21 protein-coding genes and 1 tRNA gene are annotated in these 17,231 nt (G+C 55.0%); 10 read left to right on the forward strand and 12 right to left on the reverse strand.

Annotation, left to right across the window (positions count from 1 at the left end; genetic code table 11):
- Positions 1 to 45: 45 nt before the first annotated feature.
- The 6 genes from DC3_RS16925 to DC3_RS16950 are packed head-to-tail and all read right to left on the reverse strand — an operon-like array spanning position 46 to position 3,013.
- Entirely contained in the window at positions 46 to 576 is a 531-nt protein-coding gene (locus tag DC3_RS16925; protein ID WP_146886354.1) for a TetR/AcrR family transcriptional regulator, read from the reverse strand.
- A gap of 50 nt (positions 577 to 626) precedes the next feature.
- Positions 627 to 1,037 carry a hypothetical protein gene (locus DC3_RS16930; protein WP_146886356.1) on the reverse strand — a complete coding sequence of 137 codons (411 nt, stop codon included), beginning with the start codon at positions 1,035 to 1,037 and terminating at the stop codon, positions 627 to 629.
- Positions 1,034 to 1,444 (reverse strand): hypothetical protein, encoded by a 411-nt coding sequence (locus tag DC3_RS16935; RefSeq protein ID WP_146886358.1) that lies wholly within the window; start codon positions 1,442 to 1,444, stop codon positions 1,034 to 1,036. Before DC3_RS16935 ends, DC3_RS16930 begins: the two co-directional genes overlap by 4 nt.
- Positions 1,445 to 1,454: 10 nt before the next feature.
- A complete protein-coding gene (locus tag DC3_RS16940) occupies positions 1,455 to 1,868 on the reverse strand; it encodes a hypothetical protein (RefSeq protein WP_146886360.1) in 414 nt (137 codons plus the stop codon).
- Between the two features lie 21 nt (positions 1,869 to 1,889).
- A complete protein-coding gene (locus tag DC3_RS16945) occupies positions 1,890 to 2,273 on the reverse strand; it encodes a hypothetical protein (RefSeq protein WP_186816090.1) in 384 nt (127 codons plus the stop codon).
- A 47-nt stretch (positions 2,274 to 2,320) separates the two neighbouring features.
- Complete coding sequence (locus DC3_RS16950) at positions 2,321 to 3,013, reverse strand: TetR/AcrR family transcriptional regulator (RefSeq protein WP_186816091.1); 693 nt, start codon at positions 3,011 to 3,013, stop codon at positions 2,321 to 2,323.
- 126 nt (positions 3,014 to 3,139) lie between these two features.
- On the opposite strand from DC3_RS16950, the gene DC3_RS16955 reads away from it, so the two are divergent.
- Positions 3,140 to 5,158, forward strand: coding sequence for a prolyl oligopeptidase family serine peptidase (locus DC3_RS16955; protein WP_186816092.1), 2,019 nt, complete (start codon positions 3,140 to 3,142; stop codon positions 5,156 to 5,158).
- Positions 5,159 to 5,208: 50 nt separating this feature from the next.
- On the opposite strand, the gene DC3_RS16960 is transcribed toward DC3_RS16955, so the two are convergent.
- Positions 5,209 to 5,946 carry an SIMPL domain-containing protein gene (locus DC3_RS16960; RefSeq protein ID WP_146886366.1) on the reverse strand — a complete coding sequence of 246 codons (738 nt, stop codon included), beginning with the start codon at positions 5,944 to 5,946 and terminating at the stop codon, positions 5,209 to 5,211.
- Positions 5,947 to 6,027: 81 nt separating this feature from the next.
- Here DC3_RS16960 and DC3_RS16965 point away from each other — a divergent pair, with 81 nt between their 5' ends.
- Positions 6,028 to 6,741, forward strand: a complete 714-nt coding sequence (locus DC3_RS16965) for a GNAT family N-acetyltransferase (RefSeq protein ID WP_146886368.1) — start codon at positions 6,028 to 6,030, stop codon at positions 6,739 to 6,741.
- Positions 6,742 to 6,790: 49 nt separating this feature from the next.
- Positions 6,791 to 8,128, forward strand: a complete 1,338-nt coding sequence (locus DC3_RS16970; RefSeq protein WP_146886370.1) for a M20/M25/M40 family metallo-hydrolase — start codon at positions 6,791 to 6,793, stop codon at positions 8,126 to 8,128.
- A 63-nt stretch (positions 8,129 to 8,191) separates the two neighbouring features.
- Here the strand turns inward: DC3_RS16970 and DC3_RS16975 are convergent, their stop codons facing one another.
- Together DC3_RS16975 and DC3_RS16980 are read right to left on the reverse strand one after the other, a co-directional pair.
- Positions 8,192 to 8,812, reverse strand: a complete 621-nt coding sequence (locus DC3_RS16975; protein ID WP_146886372.1) for a DJ-1/PfpI family protein — start codon at positions 8,810 to 8,812, stop codon at positions 8,192 to 8,194.
- A 182-nt stretch (positions 8,813 to 8,994) separates the two neighbouring features.
- Positions 8,995 to 9,081, reverse strand: a tRNA-Leu gene (locus DC3_RS16980).
- Positions 9,082 to 9,206: 125 nt separating this feature from the next.
- On the opposite strand from DC3_RS16980, the gene DC3_RS16985 reads away from it, so the two are divergent.
- The 3 genes from DC3_RS16985 (at position 9,207) to DC3_RS16995 (ending at position 11,742) form a co-directional block, all read left to right on the forward strand.
- Positions 9,207 to 9,671, forward strand: a complete 465-nt coding sequence (locus tag DC3_RS16985) for a dual specificity protein phosphatase family protein (protein ID WP_146886374.1) — start codon at positions 9,207 to 9,209, stop codon at positions 9,669 to 9,671.
- Positions 9,672 to 9,909: 238 nt separating this feature from the next.
- Positions 9,910 to 10,188: a 30S ribosomal protein S15 gene (rpsO, locus tag DC3_RS16990; protein WP_146886376.1), complete on the forward strand. Its 279-nt coding sequence runs from the start codon at positions 9,910 to 9,912 to the stop codon at positions 10,186 to 10,188.
- Positions 10,189 to 10,437: 249 nt separating this feature from the next.
- Positions 10,438 to 11,742 carry a nitrilase-related carbon-nitrogen hydrolase gene (locus tag DC3_RS16995; RefSeq protein WP_146886378.1) on the forward strand — a complete coding sequence of 435 codons (1,305 nt, stop codon included), beginning with the start codon at positions 10,438 to 10,440 and terminating at the stop codon, positions 11,740 to 11,742.
- Here DC3_RS16995 and DC3_RS17000 read toward each other — a convergent pair.
- Complete coding sequence (locus tag DC3_RS17000) at positions 11,739 to 13,142, reverse strand: family 10 glycosylhydrolase (protein ID WP_146886379.1); 1,404 nt, start codon at positions 13,140 to 13,142, stop codon at positions 11,739 to 11,741. The two genes, DC3_RS16995 and DC3_RS17000, sit on opposite strands and share 4 nt — an antisense overlap.
- 154 nt (positions 13,143 to 13,296) lie before the next feature.
- Between DC3_RS17000 and rpmB the strand changes: the two genes are divergently transcribed.
- Positions 13,297 to 13,518 (forward strand): 50S ribosomal protein L28, encoded by a 222-nt coding sequence (rpmB, locus tag DC3_RS17005; RefSeq protein ID WP_146886381.1) that lies wholly within the window; start codon positions 13,297 to 13,299, stop codon positions 13,516 to 13,518.
- 152 nt (positions 13,519 to 13,670) lie between these two features.
- On the forward strand, positions 13,671 to 14,402 hold the full coding sequence (locus DC3_RS17010) for a DUF7873 family protein (protein WP_146886383.1): 732 nt from the start codon (positions 13,671 to 13,673) through the stop codon (positions 14,400 to 14,402).
- A 444-nt stretch (positions 14,403 to 14,846) separates the two neighbouring features.
- Here the strand turns inward: DC3_RS17010 and lspA (DC3_RS17015) are convergent, their stop codons facing one another.
- Both lspA (DC3_RS17015) and lspA (DC3_RS17020) read right to left on the reverse strand, forming a co-directional pair.
- Entirely contained in the window at positions 14,847 to 15,347 is a 501-nt protein-coding gene (lspA, locus tag DC3_RS17015) for a signal peptidase II (RefSeq protein ID WP_146886385.1), read from the reverse strand.
- A 74-nt stretch (positions 15,348 to 15,421) separates the two neighbouring features.
- On the reverse strand, positions 15,422 to 15,925 hold the full coding sequence (gene lspA / locus DC3_RS17020; protein WP_146886387.1) for a signal peptidase II: 504 nt from the start codon (positions 15,923 to 15,925) through the stop codon (positions 15,422 to 15,424).
- 130 nt (positions 15,926 to 16,055) lie between these two features.
- Between lspA (DC3_RS17020) and DC3_RS17025 the strand changes: the two genes are divergently transcribed.
- Positions 16,056 to 16,523, forward strand: a complete 468-nt coding sequence (locus DC3_RS17025; RefSeq protein ID WP_146886389.1) for an S-ribosylhomocysteine lyase — start codon at positions 16,056 to 16,058, stop codon at positions 16,521 to 16,523.
- A gap of 10 nt (positions 16,524 to 16,533) precedes the next feature.
- Positions 16,534 to 17,055: a MarR family winged helix-turn-helix transcriptional regulator gene (locus DC3_RS17030; RefSeq protein WP_146886391.1), complete on the forward strand. Its 522-nt coding sequence runs from the start codon at positions 16,534 to 16,536 to the stop codon at positions 17,053 to 17,055.
- Positions 17,056 to 17,231 lie beyond the last annotated feature (176 nt).

The raw sequence follows: 17,231 nt of genomic DNA on the forward strand, positions 1-17,231 counted from the left end.
TGTTGATGGGCACTCTCAGAAATCAGGTGTTGTCGCCTCTGCCGCTCAGAGGCCCAGTCGGTCCAGCATGAGCAGGTGAATCCGGGCTTTTTCGGCACGGTCATGTTCAAAACTGGCCTGCTGGCTCCCCACGAACAGCCAGTAAAAGCCTCTGGCCAGCAAAGTGGCGGTCTCCTGCTCAGGAATGATCTGCAGGATCAGGTCATGCACGTACTGCTCGCGGGTGTGGTCCAGACGTTCCTGAACGGCGCGTGCACGGTCATCCACCCTGGCCCATCCCCGGAAAGAGACTTCCATGGCAGGCTCATAGGTGGTGATCTGTCTGACCAGTGCCCTCAGACGTGCCCTGGGATCTGCAATGGTCTGCAGGTGGGCAATGATGTCCAGGGTGGAGACCTGTTCATAAAAATCCAGCAGTGCCTGCTCGTAGTCGTTCAGATGGGCAAAGTGATGGTAGAAAGACCCTTTGGTGACTTGCAGGTGTTTGCACAGGGTGTCAATTTTGAGCCCCTGAACGCCACCTTTGCTCAGCAGGTGCAGGCCAGCCATGAAAAAATCTTCTTGGGTCTTGCGCATGAATTAAACATACCATACCGTATGGTATGTTTATCGGGATGAATGTCCCCTCAAAGGCTGAAAATTCTGCGAGAACGAAGTTGCTCGTCAGTCAGAGAAAAGGCCAGAGCAGCGACCAGAACAACAAGCAGAGCAGCCCAGGGATGGGCTTCTGGACTGTCAAAGGGTTGAAAGATCAGCAGAAAAGTTCCCCATCCACCTGCCAGATGAATGCCCACAGCCGCCCACTGTTGTGCTGCTCCCATTCTTGAACGGATCAGGTCTGAGAGCGCCGTGGTGACCAGCGCAGGAAGAAAACCTGCCAGAGGGGTCATCATCATGTTCAGAAACAAAGTTTGTGTGGCTTTTAGCAAAGAAAAGGAACTGCTCTCAGGATTCAAGAGTTGGAAGAGCAGGGTGGCCACCAGAGAGGCCACCAGCAACGCCACCCATTTCCTGGCGAGCCACGCCAGCAGGTTCATCTGGGTTGCAGTCTGGGCCGCAGGCGTTCATCAATCAGGAAGAACACCAGTGCAGCACCCATCGAGAGTCCAACAAAAAACCAGTCGTCGGAAGACAGGCGGGGCCTGAATCCGAGCAGGGCAAACATCACCAGAAATCCACCCAGCAGGTGAATCACCAGAGCAGAGGTGCGTCTGGCGTTGCCAAAAGCAGGACTGATGGCATCCGAGAGTCCAGTGGTGACCAGAGCAGGGAGAGAACCAATGTAAAGGGCAAAGAAACCTGCAGTGATCAGTCCTTCAACAGTGTGTGAAAAGAGAAGAGAAGAGCCATCCCACAGTTCCATGACCGCAAAGGCCACAGCCACCACCAGGGCAGCCCCAATCAGGGCCAGAACTTTTCTTCCAATCCATTTCAAGACGGGCATGAATCCTCCTTCAGGACCCTGAGGGTCTGCGTTTGCGCCGCAGCAGTTCGTCGAACACAAAAAAAGACAGGACGGCCAGCGCACAGAGTCCCAGTTTCTCCCAGTTCTCAGGTCCCCAGGGTCTTTCGTATCCATTTACGAGAAGCAGCAGAGGAAAGATTCCTGACAGGTGGACCAGCAGGGCAGCCCAGAGCCGAAACCTGCCCACAGAAGCAGCAAACAGGTCCGAAATTCCGGTGACCAGCAGGGCAGGAACCGCTCCAAACCACAGGGTCAGAAACCAGAACACCAGGGTCTCATACAGCAGGTTCGGGTGGATGCGGGCATCGGTTGGCTTGTCCTGAACCATCACAATGAAAGTCAGGATCAAGCCAGACCCAAGCAGGGCCAGCACTTTGCGGATGAGCCAGTGGTGCGCCAGCATGGCTTCACCTCCCTTGCAGGGTCATTGGGGGAGCTGGTCAGGACCTCTGGTGGCCTGCTGCCTGTGCAGGGCTTTCGAGCGCATGCCAGCAATGTTTTTCATGTTGAAGAAATGCATTCCACCGAGCACCAGCATCACCACACCCAGCTGGGCACAGAGGTATTTGATGATGTCTGGCAGAGCGTCAGGTGGGGTCCTGAAGTTCAGGAACAGGGCCACAAAGCCAATGTTGACCAGATAGAACCCGACCTTGAGCAACTGGTTCACCGAATCGGCCATGGTTTCATTGCCTCCAAAGGCATCCAGCAGAAAGATTCTGCCATTGCGGTGAAGGGTGTTCGCAACCCAGATGGTCAGGGTCAGGCTGACGCCCAGGTACAGCAGGTAAATCAAGGCTTCTGTCATATCAACCTCCTAAAGCTCTTATGGTTTCAGCTGTCTGGCAGCTGGAATCATCTGTTCAATCTGGGTCCCACCTGCGATTTCTGCACGATGGTGAGGACCTGTTCCAGAAAAGGCTGAATCATGGGCCTGAGCATGGGGAAGGTGCTCAGGTTCAGCACCTGTGCCACCAGATCGAGGGTCTGGTCGATCATCTCGCGGGTGGTGTGCTGGTTTTCGGTCTCGTCATAAATGAAGTGCATGATGAAGACCATCTGCAGGGCCCACAGGCCCAGAACCAGCAGTTTTTCGGTGTCCTCTGGCAGCTTCTGGTCTTTCAGGACCAGACGAATGGTCTCCAGGCCCCTCTCCTGGATGTTCATTGTGCCTGCACCCAGCACACTGAGAGGATGCTCTGGTTCACCGGCATATTTGAAGATGGTGCCCAGCAGTTTCTTGTCATGCTGAATCACATCGAATTTGGTGTGAAACAGGATTTTCATGCGCTCAGAAAGCAGAGGGGTTTTCAGAGCCTGTTCGGTGACCAGACGGTGGTGGGTGTCCTGAACGTGTTCATAATAAGCAGAAACGATGGCTTCCTTGCTGGGAAAGTAATAGTAGGCCGAACCCAGGGCCACTCCGGCAGCCTTGCTGATTTCTCGCATGGTAACGGCCTCAACCCCACGCTCTCTGAACATGCCCAGTGCAGTGCTCAGGATTCTGTTTCGGGTGTTGGAGGGATCGCCAGCATCAGATTTGAACATGTTCAAATGATAGGGCATGTTGTCTTCTGGCGCAAGAGGTTAGAATCCAGAAGTGACCGGACAGCCCAGAATTTTGCAAAAATGAGGGCCACGTCCAGATCAGACCTCACCGAATGGAGTCCACAGATGACTGAAATGTTAGACCCTTATCTATGGCTGGAAGACATTGAAGACCCCAGAGCCCTTACATGGGTGGAGCACCACAAGCAGGACCTGCAGGCCCTCACCTCAAAGTCAGAATTTGAAACCCTGCAGCAACAAATTGAGCAGGCCCTCAATGCCAACGACAACATTCCCTTTCCCACAGGCAGACAGGGCATGTATTACAACCTCTGGAGGGACGCAAAGAACCCGAGAGGACTCTGGCGCAGAACCAGTCCGGAGTCTTACCGGACAGCAAACCCGGATTGGGAAATTCTGCTGGATCTGGATGCCCTTGCAGCAGCAGAGCAGGAAAACTGGGTCTGGAAACATGTGGAGGTCTGCCCCCAGCAGCCAGACCGTGCCCTCATCTTCCTGTCCAGAGGGGGAGCAGATGCTGTGGTCATGCGCGAATTTGACCTGCAGACCCGCACTTTCCTGCCAGATGGCTTCCAGCTTCCAGAAGCCAAACAGTCTGCAAGCTGGAAAGATGCTGACACCCTGTGGTTCACTTCCGCACTCTCTGAGGCAGAAAAAACGGCAGCAGGGTACCCCTTCATCACCCGTGAATGGTCCAGGGGAACAGGTTTCACTGAGGCAAAGATCATTCACTCCGGGGAACCCACAGATGCAGGGGCCTGGACCTACAATGAAAACACAGCCGGACACCACCATCAGGTGATCCGGCAACTGGTGCACTTCTTTGATGCCCGCTTGCTGCTTCCCTGGGAGGGTGAAGTGCGGGTGCTGAACAAACCTCCTCGCTCAGAGGCCTTCTTTTTCCAGGATCAGGTGATCTGCTGGTTGCGCCAGCCCTGGACCCAGGGAGGCCAGGAGTTTGGTGCAGGAAGCCTGCTCATCACCTCTGTGCAGGAGGCACTGGAGGGACAGCCTGAGTACACTTTGCTTTTCAGGCCAGAAGAAGCCATGTCGGTGCAAAACGTCACGGTCACCCGGCAGCATGTGCTTGTGACGGTGCTGCACCATGTGCGCAGTGAAGTCCATGCCTTTTCCAGAACAGAAGGGCAGTGGGTGACCTCCAGAATCCCCGTTCCAGAACTCGCTCACATTGAACTCTGGCCTGAAGATCGAGAAGGCAGTGACGCTGCCCTGATGACGGTGACTGGATTTTTGACCCCCAGCACCCTTTACCGCCTGCTGCCTGATGGAACGCAGGAAATCCTGAAGTCCAACCCCCATTACTTCGATCCCACAGGATTGAAAGTGGAGCAGCATTTTGCAACCAGCAAAGATGGCACCCGCATTCCCTACTTTCAGGTGGCTGCAGAAGACCTTCAGCTGGATGGAAAGAACCCCACCCTGCTTTACGGCTATGGTGGCTTCGAGAATGCCAGAACCCCCATCTACAGTGCCAGCATGGGCCTTGGGTGGCTGAGAAAAGGCGGGGTGTATGTGCTCTCCAACATCCGGGGAGGCAGTGAATACGGACCGGCCTGGCACCAGGCGGCACTCAGGGAAAACCGCCAGCGTGCCTTCGATGACTTCATTGCCATTGCCGAGCACCTGATTGAGCGTGGGGTCACCTCTGCAGAACACCTCGGGGTCAGGGGAGGCAGCAATGGAGGTCTCTTGACCAGTGTCATGCTCACCCAGCGTCCAGACCTCTTCAAAGCCGTGGTTTCCGAGGTTCCCCTGACCGACATGCAGCGCTACCACAAGCTGCTGGCCGGAGCAAGCTGGATGGCCGAATACGGAAATCCAGAAACCGACGACTGGAACTTCATTCATAAGTACAGCCCCTACCACAACACCCGACCTGCCTCTGAGCAGAAATATCCCAGATCGCTGTTCCTGAGTTCCACCCGGGATGATCGGGTTCACCCTGGGCATGCCCGAAAAATGGTGGCCCGACTCAAAGAGCAGGGGCAGGATGTCCTGTACTACGAGAACACCGAGGGAGGACATGCAGGGTCTGCCAACAACCGACAGATGGCCCACTGGCAGTCCCTGATCTACACCTTCCTGTGGAATGAGCTCAACTGACCACAAAACAGAGGAGGGGAAACCCCTCCTCTTCTGGTTCTGATCTTGACTTACTGCACAGCGAAACTGACTGTGACCACTGCTGTCACGTCTTTTTCTAGACTGGTGGTGTCAAAAGAGCCATAATCATCCACCTGGGTGGTGAAGCGGGGGGTGATCTGAAAAACCCCCATCCGGGCACTCTTCATGGGACCAAGGTCACTGCCTGCACTCTTCACCATGATGCTGGCACGCTCTCTGGCGTCTTTGGTGGCCTCCTCAAGCAGTTTGATGCGAAGCTCGGGAAGCTGTGTGTAAAGGTACTGCAAAGGGCTGGATTCCAGAGGGATGCCCTTGGCAATCAGATTGCTGGCGGCCTGATTGATGGCAGGAACCTTCTTCACATCCTTGCTGCGAAGCTGGTAATGCTTGCGCAGGATGTACCCTTTGACACTGGATTCGCGACCATTTTCATCCCGGTTGTAGAAGGTGGTCGGTTCGGTGACGATGGCATCCTCAATGCGCTCTTCAGGGGTGAGGCTCTGGGTGTCCAGAAAAGCATCCACCGTTCTGGCGGCGGTGCTGATCTCGGTGTAGAGGTTTTGCAGTTCGGTGCCCTGGGTGCTGATGGAGAAATCCCAGATCACGTAATCCGAGGTGATGGCCTGTTTGGTGGAGCCGGTCACCGTGATGATGTCGTCTGCTTTCTTGATGTCTCTGAACCCAGAAACCGCAATGTAGGCGCACACGACAAGGGCAATTCCAAGGAGCAGTAAGCCGATGAGTAATTGTGGGAAATCTTGCTTCATTTGTTCACCTTGCCTTACGGTACTCCTTTAATTGGGGTTTTTCCTTTAATCTCCCTGAAGCCTTTCGGCTAGCTTGAGAACATGCTGGAAATTGTCAGAATCACTGACTGGAACGACCCGAGAATTGACGAATTTGGTGAGCTTCAGAACCGCGCTTATTTCGACCCGGACATGCTGATCCCCATGTGGGTGATCAAACAGATGATGCAAAACCCCAGCCCTCACCGCAATGATGCTCTGCTGGTCGCTGTGGAAGATGACAGGGTGCTCGGGGGGAGTGTGTTTCATTACCTGCCTCCTGCCCACGCAGGTTTTTCCAGCATCCTGGCTGTAGACCCTGAAGCCCGTGGAAAAGGGGTCGCCAGAGCCCTGCATCATGCCCGCTGGGAAACCCTCACAGAGATGGCCAAGGCCCCTCCCAGAGCTGTTTTCATTGATGTGGTGGCTCCAGACCGCCTCAGCGAAGAAGAACTGGCCCGTGAAAGGGAGTACGGGTTTGACCCCTGTGGCAGGAGGAAGGTTTTCAAGCACCTGGGGTTCAAGCAGCTGGACATTGAATACCACCAGCCTGTCGGAGGACTGGATGGGGGGCCTGTCACCAACATGGACCTGCTGATCTACGCCCCCAATTTGCGGGATGTTTTTCCGCTGGACTGGGTGCTCGATACCATGCACGCCTACTGGGTGCCCTGGCTGGGCAGTGAAAGGGCCCATCAGGCCACCGAGGAATTGAGGGCCAGAGCGAAAACCGACCCGGTGGACCTGCTACCACCCGACCACATGTGCGGTCCATAGGTGTTGTAGCGGATATGGATTTTTGAGCGCACAGGGTTATGCTTTGACCATGCAAAACCTGAAACCCTTCATCGATCAGGCCAGACTTGACCTTGCCGAACTGGTCGCACTCGAATCGGTCTCTGCCCAGGGCCGCATGCTGGCCGAAACCGCCAACCGGGTGAGTGAAATGCTGCAGGCAGAAGGCTTCACTGTGCAGGCTTACCTGGGAGATGTGGCCCCCATTCTGGTCGCAGAGGCCGGAGAGGGTCCCAGAACCCTCCTCATCTACAACCACTACGATGTGCAGCCCGAAAGTCCCATTGAGCTCTGGGATTCCCCACCTTTCGAGGCCACCGAGCGGGATGGTCGCCTGTATGGCCGGGGCATCAGCGATGACAAGGGAGAATTCATTTCCCGTCTGGCTGCAGTGCGTGCCCTGAAAGCCCAGAATGGTGGAAAGCTCCCCCTCAAGGTCAAATGGCTGATCGAAGGGGAAGAGGAGATTGGCAGCCCCAGTCTGGCCCGTTTCGTCCATGAGCATGCCAGCGAACTGCAGGCCGATGGTTGCTGGTGGGAATTCGGCAGCATCGACCCCGAAGGCAGACCCATCATCTACGCAGGCCTGAAAGGCATCATCTGCCTGGAACTGAGAGCAAAAGTCTCTGATTCGGACCTGCACTCCAGCCTGGGTGCAGTGGTGGACAATCCCCTCTACAAGCTCTCCAGGGCCATTGCCAGCATGCGTGACGCTTCTGGAAAAGTCACCATCGATGGCTTTTACGACGATGTGAGGGCCCCCTCCGAAGCAGATCTGGAGGCTGTCCGGAACATTCCTGATGAAAGTGCAGCCACGCGTCAGGCCTACGGGATCAAAGGTTACCTGGGAGGGGTGTCAGGAGAGGCCTACTACAGACGCCTGATCTTTGAGCCCTGCCTGAACGTCAACGGCTTTCATGGTGGATATGGGGATGCAGGCAGCAAAACGGTGCTTCCAGCAGAAGGCTTTGTCAAAATCGACTTCAGACTGGTGCCCGACCAGAGCCCTGAACGCATTCTGGAACTGCTGAGGGCCCACCTGGACGGCCAGGGCCTGGAAGACATCGAAATCATTGAACTGGAAAGCCATGAGCACCCGGCCCGCAGCGATGTTGCTGATCCTTTCGTGCAAACGGCCCTTCAGGTGGCCTCAGAAGTGCACGGCAAACCTGCAGTTTTGCAGCCCAGCAGTGCAGGCAGTGGCCCAATGCATCCCTTCATTGAGGCCATCGGGCTCCCTGTCATTGCTGCAGGCATCGGAAACCACGCTTCCAGGGTGCATGCCCCCAACGAGAACATCGTGATTGCCCACTTTGAAAAAGGCATCGAATTTGGTCTCAGGTTCATGGAGAGGCTCTCGAAGCTGTAAAAATTCCCTTGCAGAAAAAGAGGACAGAGTTGCTTCTGTCCTCTTTTTCTGCATATCAGGTTTCTAAAGGGTAACTTTGAGGGGTTCTGCGCTCTGAACCTCAAAAGGGAATTCGATCTGTTTCGCCACCCGAACCGCAAAATCCATTCCATGCTCGAGTCCGATCAGATGCAGGCTCAGGATCATCCCTGCCGAGACTCCGGCTGAAGTGAAGACCTTCCCTTCCTGAGTGAAAGGGATGCCTTCCTGAATGTTGACCTGAGGATAGGCTTTCTGCAGGTCCCCCAGATCCTCCCAGTGTGTGGTTGCTGTTTTGCCTTCAAGGAGTCCTGCCTCTGCCAGCAGGAATGCGCCTGTGCAGATGGAAGCTGTGGTCTCTGTCCCTTCATGCACCTGCCTGATCCACTCAATCACAGCGGATTTCTTGAGTTCTTCGGTGACCACACCTCCAGCCACAATCAAAACGTCCAGGGCAGGATGGTTTTCAATGGTGTGGTGGGGCAGCACCTGAAAGTTGTTTCTGCCCCTGATCGGGTGATCCTTTTCAGCAATCAGAAGGACCTCATACGGCTCGGGTTCACCAAGGCGTTTTTTCAGGCGGTTGGCCACACTGAACGCTTCAAAGGGGGCACTGAAATCCATCACTTCTGCTTCGTCAAAGATGTAGATCCCAACAGTTTTCATGGAGGCAGTGTAGATGGCACAAAAACAGGCCTTCTTGATTTGTCCGAATCTGTCCGGTTTCTGTCCGCTGCGTTGATCGGTGGAACAGGAGCATTCACCTGGACTGGCTCTTGTTGCTCTGTCAGAGGGTCTCCAAAGAAGCACAAAAAGAAAAAGGCCCCTTTGCAGGAGCCTGAAATTTCTGGTGCCGAGGAGGGGACTTGAACCCCTACACCCAAACGGGCGCTACCCCCTCAAAGTAGTGCGTCTACCAATTCCGCCACCTCGGCAGGGCAAGAAGTATGATATGTACAAATTGCGTTTTTGTCAAGACGTAGGCAAGATGGGTTATTTCTGCACCATGACAGTGAAAACCACAGCCCACCTTCTGTGATCCTCACCCCTGAAGGAAGCCATGTTCTGGAAACGTCCCTCTCCCAAAATCAGTGTTTCTGGTGTGCATGATCTGGCCCTCAGGGGGGTCAGTCACATCATCTCCATCAATGACCCGGATCGGGCTCCTCCCAGAGAGGTCTTGCAGAGTGATGCAGAAGTGCTGGTTCTCAAGTTCTCAGACACTTTCGAAAGTCTGGCAGGCAGCGATCCTCCAACCCTGCAGCACCTTCAGGCAGTGAAGGCGTTTATTGAAGAGGAAAGGCAGCAGATTCGCAGGGTGCATGTGCATTGCAAGGTGGGAACAAGCCGCTCCACAGCAGTGGCTTTGCTGGTGATGCACCTTCTGGAACCCCAGAAATCAGAAGCAGAACTGGTTCAGATGCTCAAAAAGGTCAGGCGTCAGGCAGCCCCCAATCCGCTGATCATCCGTCTGATGGATCAGCAGGAAGGCACGCACTTTGCAGAAGCATTAAGTTACACCTGAGTTACATCTGTCACCCATTCGGGGAATCTGTCGAGACAAATAAAATTGCCCTGAGCACAGGTTTTTCGGGCTTCCGGGGTCCAGAAGTACGCCAGGGGTGACACACTTTTGTCTAAGTGTATTGGGCAGCAAAACACTTTACAGCACCTGCAATTCATGTTACCTTTGTTCCTGTCGCTTGCAGGGTGCCAATTGGCGGGCTTTGCATGTCGAGACTTCACAATATGGAGAAACAACCATGAGCATCAACAAGACCGAAGTGATCCAGCAGTACGCAACCAAAGAAGGCGACACCGGCAGCACCGCAGTGCAGATTGCCATCCTCACCGCCCGCATCAACAACCTTTCTGCTCACCTGAACGTGAACCAGAAAGACAAGCACGGCCAGCGCGGCCTGCAGATGATGGTCGGTCAGCGCCGCCGCCTGCTGCGTTACCTGGAGCGCAGCGACTTCCAGGGCTACATCGAACTGACCGACAAGCTCGGCATTCGCCGTGGTCACGCACAGGTCAAGTAAGTCAAGTTGCACCCATGCCCACCCTTCGGGGTGGGTTTTTTTGTTCCTGATCTCAGCAGCCACTGTTTAAATCCAGATGTATCGTCCTGACCTTTCTATTCGCTTCTTGCCCTGACCACGCGCTTACGGGACGGCCCGTTTCGTGCTGGGCGCTTTGCTCAAGCAGAAGTCAGTTTAACTGACTTCTGCTGAAAGCAGTATGTTGATCCTGTGCACAAAATCCACATGCTGCTGCTTCTAGGAGCCCTCATGTCTGCAGCCCAGGCCAGAGAATTCAGAGTTCACGCCCTGCAACCCCAGTGGGAGATTGCGGTCTACAGGTCTGCAGAGACCTTCCAGAAATGGATGCGCAGCCAGTTGATGCTGGCCCAGACCAACTTTGACCCTGAGCGCCCCAACCTGGTGGTCCTGACAGAGCTCAATGGTCTTCCCCTGGCGATCAGGGGCTCAGTGCTGGCGCAGAAAGCCCCCAGCCTGCAACTGGCCCTGGCAGCAAGCCTCATCAAACACCTTCCAGAAAGTGCCTATTTTGCCCTTTCAAAAAAGGTCAACATTGTGCAGGGCCTGATGCTGGCCCTCGCTCCAGAAAACATGCAACTGTACCTGAGGACCTGTGCAGAGCTTGCAAGGGAACATCAGGTTTACCTGCTCTGTGGCAGCAGTGTGCACCCCAGACTCACAGAGCAAAACGGCACCATCCGCATGGGTGCTCCTGAACTCTACAATCAGGCGGTCTTGCTCAGTCCAGAAGGCAAAGTGCTTGGAACCTGGGACAAGGTTCACCTCACGGCAGATGAGTACCCACTCGGCATGGTGGATGCCCCTTTAAAGGATCTGGTCACGGTTCCCACTCCAGTGGGAGACATCGGGGTGGCCACCAGTCTGGACGCCTTCAGGCCAGATGTGATCGAGCAACTTGAGCGCACAGGGACCACTGTTTTTCTTCAACCCGATGCCAATGCCACAGAGTGGACAGGCACCGAGCACGGGACCTCCACAACAAGGCCCCAGCCGGAAGCGTGGCTGGACAGCAGCTGGGCTGTCGTGCAAAACAGCAGGACCATTCAGTACGCCGTGAATCCGATGGTGGTGGGCAACCTGTTTGATGTGAGTTTCGATGGACAGAGTGCCATCATTGGCAAGGCAGACCAGGCCGCCAACCAGCAGTCTTACATCATGACCGAGCCCAGAGCGGGATTCCTGGCCCTGATGCCCTGGGTGAAAGAGGGTACCCCTGAAGAGCTCAGGACCCTGGGGGAAAAGCTGAAAGCAGGCTCGAAAGATCCACAGGAAAACCAGTACCGCTCAGGGGCCATCTTTGCAGATCTGACCTTGCCAGCGAGCACCGTGCCACCCCATCCGTTGCGTCCTTATGAACAGGCCTTGCAGGCTGTGATTGACGGCAAAGACATCCACAATCCAGCCAGAGCCCTGGGTTTTTTCTGGTGGATCGTGGGAGGTCTGCTGCTCATGTCTCTGTTCAGCAGGGCAAAAAAAGGAACAAAAGTGGTGCTGGGCCTGTTGGGTCTGCTGCTGGTTGGGCTGGGATTCTAGAGCAGTCCAGCGTCATTGACCCGGTTGTTCTGCAAGGTGATGGTTTTGCGCGTTTTCAGGACCCGCAGTTCCACTTTTCCTGAAGGAAGCTGGGTGAATCCGAAATATCCCGTTGCATCCGTAACGGTGCGGGCCACCAGACGACCCGATTTCCAGAGTTCCACAGCCACCCCAGACGTCTCCTTGCCTTTCAATCGGCCTTTTAAAGAGGTGCTGGGCAGAGGGGCCACATCAAAGGCCTCACCTGCGGGCAGCAGGTTTTTCAGCCCCTCGTATTCGGTGGTCACAACAGGATTGGACATGTAGTTCCCGAGGGTCGGGAAACGGTAAGAGTAACCCGCCCATCCCATCCCTGCCTCCAGGGCTTTCTGGGTCTGGGCCTGAATGCCAGCAAAATCATTGAGGTACCAGGCGATGCCAGACGCATTCACTCCAGCCTGTTTCGCTGCAAAATCCACCCACCCTGCGTACCACTGGTCCTGCGGGGCTTTGCTCTGGCGTTTGTAGTTCATCATCACGTTCAGCTCCAGATAGCCTTCTCTCAGCCACTGGGGCCAGTTCTGCAAAACCTCGCCATAAGTGCGGGTGGTTTTGAACTCTTCTGTGGTCTTCGGTGCAGCCCCGTAAGTGATGGTGGCCGCACTGAACCACGCTCTGGGCTTCACGCTTTTGACCTCCAGAAAGAGGTGTTTGACCAGCAGAGACACCTGTTCCCTTCTCCAGTCGCTCCATTTCCGGTCCTGGGGAATGGGCACACTGGTGGCCCCGGTTTCCCTGAAGTACCTGGAGAGCGAATAGGGATTGTATCCCCAGATGGGAGCACTGATCTTGACCGGATCAGGATACCGGATGCGGTCCAGCATGATGCCATCGAGTTCATAATTCTGGGCCAGGCTGCGCAGACCATCGGCAAAGAACTTCACCACCCCGGGATGGGCGAGGTCAAAGTAATAGTCTCTGCCGGTGTAGGCCTCACCTGCATTGTTGAAGGTCAGCCAGGTGTCTGCAAACTCATCCAGACCGTGGGCATTGATGGGATGAAGGGGGTTCTGGGGAGGGGTCACCTCACTGTTGGTCATCCCGTGAATGATCACCCAGGCGTGCACCTGCATGCCTGCTTTGTGGGCTTCACGGATCAGGACGTCCAGAGGATCAAACCCTCTGGGCATGGCAGGATCTTCCGTCACCGGGAAGGTGCTTTTCAGGCAGTAGCAATCTGCCCGCCTCACCACCTGGGGAAAAAGGGTGTTGAGGCCCATGGTTCGGGCATCCTGCACCAGTTTCCTGATTTCCGTTTCGGTTTTGAAACCTGGACCAAAAGCGTCCACCCACAGGCCCCGAAGGGGTGCAGCAGCAGCGGTGGAGAGCAAAGCAGACAGAAGGAGCACGATGCGTTTCATGGTGTCTGGGTCAGTATACGGGCTGCCTGTGAAAATTGGCCTTAAGGTTTGCAGGCCCTTTCAACACAAATGTGCACTTCCGGGAAAGTGTGCTATAATTGCAAGGCTTATTCTGGGCCGAAGAGGCTCAGGACTCCAAGGGAGGCTTAAGAACATGGCTAAAGTCTGCGAACTTTGCGGAAAAGGACCCGTCGTGGTGAACAGTGTCATCCGTCGTGGTAAGGCAAAAAAAGATGGCGGTGTGGGTCGTAAAACCACCGGCATCACCAAAACCCGTCAGCTGCCCAACCTGCAGCGTGTGACCCTGCGCCGTGGTGAAGCCACCCTGCGCCTGCGTGTCTGCACCAAGTGCCTGAAGAGCGCCCACACCCTCTAAGGGTGCGGTCCACCTAGCAAGCCTCACTTCTGAATCCCTGGAGTGAGGCTTAACTTTTGCAGGCAGACCATTGCTTAACTGAAAACGCAGATGCACAGCGCTGCGTTTTTTTCTATTGTTGAAATGAAAAAACCAGTAAAGGACAATGGAACATGCCCAAACTCAATCAAATTATCGCTGTGGAAAAATCAGTCAAAAGCCGCTCTTTTCAGGAACTCACTGAGGCGCATCACGCCCTGCAGAAACCCACCCTGCTTGCGGGCATCTCCCGCACCTACAGACCCAAAGATGAAGAGGGAGAGCAACTGCCTCCCGAGTCCACCCGTGTGCAGGTGAAAGCAGAGGAGATCATTCAGCGCACCTCACAGATCCTCTCCAATCTTTTTGATGTGACTGCCACCAAAGACTGGACCAACTGTGAAGCCAGAGCCAATGTGGTGGTCGGGGAACAGGTTCTGCTGAAAGACGTTCCCGTGAGCTATCTGCTTTTCCTGGAAAAACAACTGGTGGATCTGGTGACCTTTGTGCGTAAGCTGCCTGTGCTGGACGCCTCCGAAAGCTGGTCTTTCGACCCTGGTGCAGACTGCTACGCCACAGAACCCATCCAGACGGTGCGCACCAAGAAAATCCCACGCAACCACGTCAAAGCAGAGGCCACCGACAAGCACCCCGCCCAGGTGGAGGTCTACTACGAGGATGTGACTGTGGGTTACTGGCGCACCATCAAATTCTCTGGAGCCCTCCCTGCCCAGCGGGTCCATGAGCTTCTGGGTCGCATCCAGAAGTTGCAACAGGCCGTCAAATTTGCCCGTGAAGAAGCCAACGGCGTGGAGGCAAAAGAGCAGAAGGTTGGAGAAAAGATCTTCAATTACCTCTTCGGTTGATCTGGCCTACGCCGTTTGATGAATGCCCGGGGTCTGGCCCACCTCTATAATGGGTTCTGGAGTACCAGGCTCAGTCTGAACTTCAAGCTCACCGGAGCGAGGTGCACAGTGCAGGTTCGACTCCTGCCCCTGCCACTCCTGGCAGGGTGGCCCAACGGCAGAGGCACACCCAACTCCACCATCAACTTCAAGTTCTTGCTCCAGACTCCGTATTCGCTGCTGAACGTCAAATCGAATGCCAATGGTCGGAACTTGCTGGATATGGGTTCAAATCTCATCTGGCCCGCCACTCATGGGCCGGTGGCCTAACGGTAAGGCACAGCAACCTCAAGAATGAACCAGAGGCTTAAACGTGTTGATGTGTGCAATTGAGCAGCACACCCTGGCTCCGAATCAGGCTACGATTCGGGGCCGCTTTTTTGGACCCCCTGACAGATTCTGAGCTCAGGCTTCCAGGGTGTTGCGCGGTGCTTCAGGCTTTCTGGCGAACAGACTGGAGGCCATCAGCAGAATGGTCCCAGAGACAATGCAGATGTCTGCAAGGTTGAAAATGGGAAAGGGCTGCCCATAAATCCTCTGTGTGACCCAGGACAATTGGTGGGAATAAAACATGTCAATCACCTTGCCATACCAGAAAACATCAATGGCGTTTCCCACAGCCCCCACAGCGATCAGGAGCAAACTCCAGAAGGTGATGCCCTGGGGTTTCTGTTTTGAAAGATAAAACAGAAGGCCAATTCCCACCCCAACACGAAGCACAGCCAGGAAGACAGTGGCTCCAGCAAACAGGTTCCACGCTGCCCCTGTGTTAAAGGTGAGGATAAGGGACAGGACGTTCTGAATCACGGGTGTGTAGGTATCGGTCTGCAGGTGACCCAGAGACCAGACTTTAAGCCACTGGTCCAGTCCAATCAATACAGCGAAAATCAAGAGGGCAACGGGCATACTGCATGGTATCTGCCCGGAAGATGAGATAAAAAAACCGGAGGTAACCTCCAGTCACAGTTCCAAAACAGTGTTCAGGCTTCTGGCGTGGTTTGCTTTTTGGGCTCAGGTTTCTTGCTGAAGAGGCTGGCTGCAATCAGCAAAATGGTTCCCACCACCACACAGGAATCTGCAATGTTGAAAATGGGGAAGTCCTGCTGATGGATCTTCTGGGTGACCCAGGAGAGCTGGTGGGAGTAGAACATGTCCACCACTTTGCCCAGGCGAATGCCATCAATGGCATTGCCCACTGCTCCAGCAGCGATCAGAACCAGAGACCAGAAGGTGATGCCTCTGGGTTTTTCCCTCCAGAGGTAGACCAGAATCCCGATTCCCACCACCAGGCGCAGCACAGCCAGAATTTTGGTGGCTCCACCCAGCATTCCCCAGGCGGCACCTGTGTTGTAGACCAGGGTCAGGGAGAGCACATTGTCAATCAGGGGTTTCAGAACGTAAGGCTGCAGGTTTCCGACCGACCAGGCTTTAAGCCACTGGTCAAGACCAATCAGCACGGCAAAGACAATCAGAGCAAGCGGCATCCCTAGAAGTATACCGGAGCCAAAAATGAAACGGGTAGGGAAGATCACTGGCAGTGTGCAGCGCAGCCTGAGCTGCGTCAAATCCGTACAAAACAACTTTCCGTCAGAGCAAAAATGTTAGATTAAACCCATGGCGAAAGTGGAGTCCTTCGATTTAGACCACACCAGGGTTCGCGCTCCATACGTGCGCATTGCTGGCGTGAAACACACCCCGAAAGGGGACACCATCACCAAATATGACCTGCGTCTGACCCAGCCCAATCAGGAAGCCATCGATTCCGCAACCCTACACACCCTGGAGCACCTGCTTGCAGGCTACCTGAGAGACCACCTGGAGAATGTGCTGGATGTGTCCCCCATGGGCTGCCGCACGGGCATGTACATGGCTGTGATCGCTGAACCTGCTCCTGACGATGTGCGAGCAGCTTTCGAGAAATCCCTTGAAAATGTGGCCCAGCACGGTGAGAAGATTCCCGGAGTCAGTGAACTGGAATGTGGCAACTACCGGGACCATGACCTGCAAAATGCCAGAGCGGTGGCCAGAAAAGTGCTGGACCAGGGCCTGATTGTGCAGGAGACCATCAACATTCAAAGATGACACGGCAGCGATGACACAGCTTCCCCCCTCAGACGACCCCCTCAAAGCACTTGACCAGACCCTGCTGCAGCTCCTGACTGCGCTGGAGGTCGTTCTGATTGCCCGTCCTCTGGCCACTGTCCTGGGGGAAGAAGAAGAGGTGACCGGTGCCCAGCTCCGCACCCTGCGTTTTCTGGACAGTGTGGAATTCGCTCTGGTGGGTGACATTGCCGCTGGACTGGGCATTTCCTATCCTGCAGCAACCAAGGCCGTGGATCGCCTGTGTGACCGGGGTCTTGCCGAGCGTTACAGAGATGCCATGGATGCACGCCGAATCCAGGTCAGCCTGACCGCCAGAGGAAAGTCTGTTCTGCAGGAGGTGCAGTCTGAACGCACCCGCTACCTGCAGGGCATTTTTGAGCAGCTGCCCCAGTCCCCAGCAGAAATGAACAGCCAGCTTTCTCTGCTGCTCCGGGAGATCATCCGAGATCCTGATGTCCTGGACGCAATTCGCAGGCAGAGCGGACAGGTCAGAACAGACGGACATATATAAGGAGAGAAATCAGGAGGCGCAAGCCTCCTTTTTTGTTGCTTTTGTTTCCCTCTTTCTGTGGCACTTCCCTCCAAAATCTGTATAGACAAGTGCTTTGGTAAGCAGATGCTGCTAGGGGTTTTTTTGCCGTCTGAAACGTTCTGCTTATGGTGTATGCGGATGTGGCGTATCAGGGG

Source organism: Deinococcus cellulosilyticus NBRC 106333 = KACC 11606, from assembly GCF_007990775.1.
In the GTDB taxonomy this organism is placed as follows: Bacteria; Deinococcota; Deinococci; order Deinococcales; family Deinococcaceae; genus Deinococcus_C; species Deinococcus_C cellulosilyticus.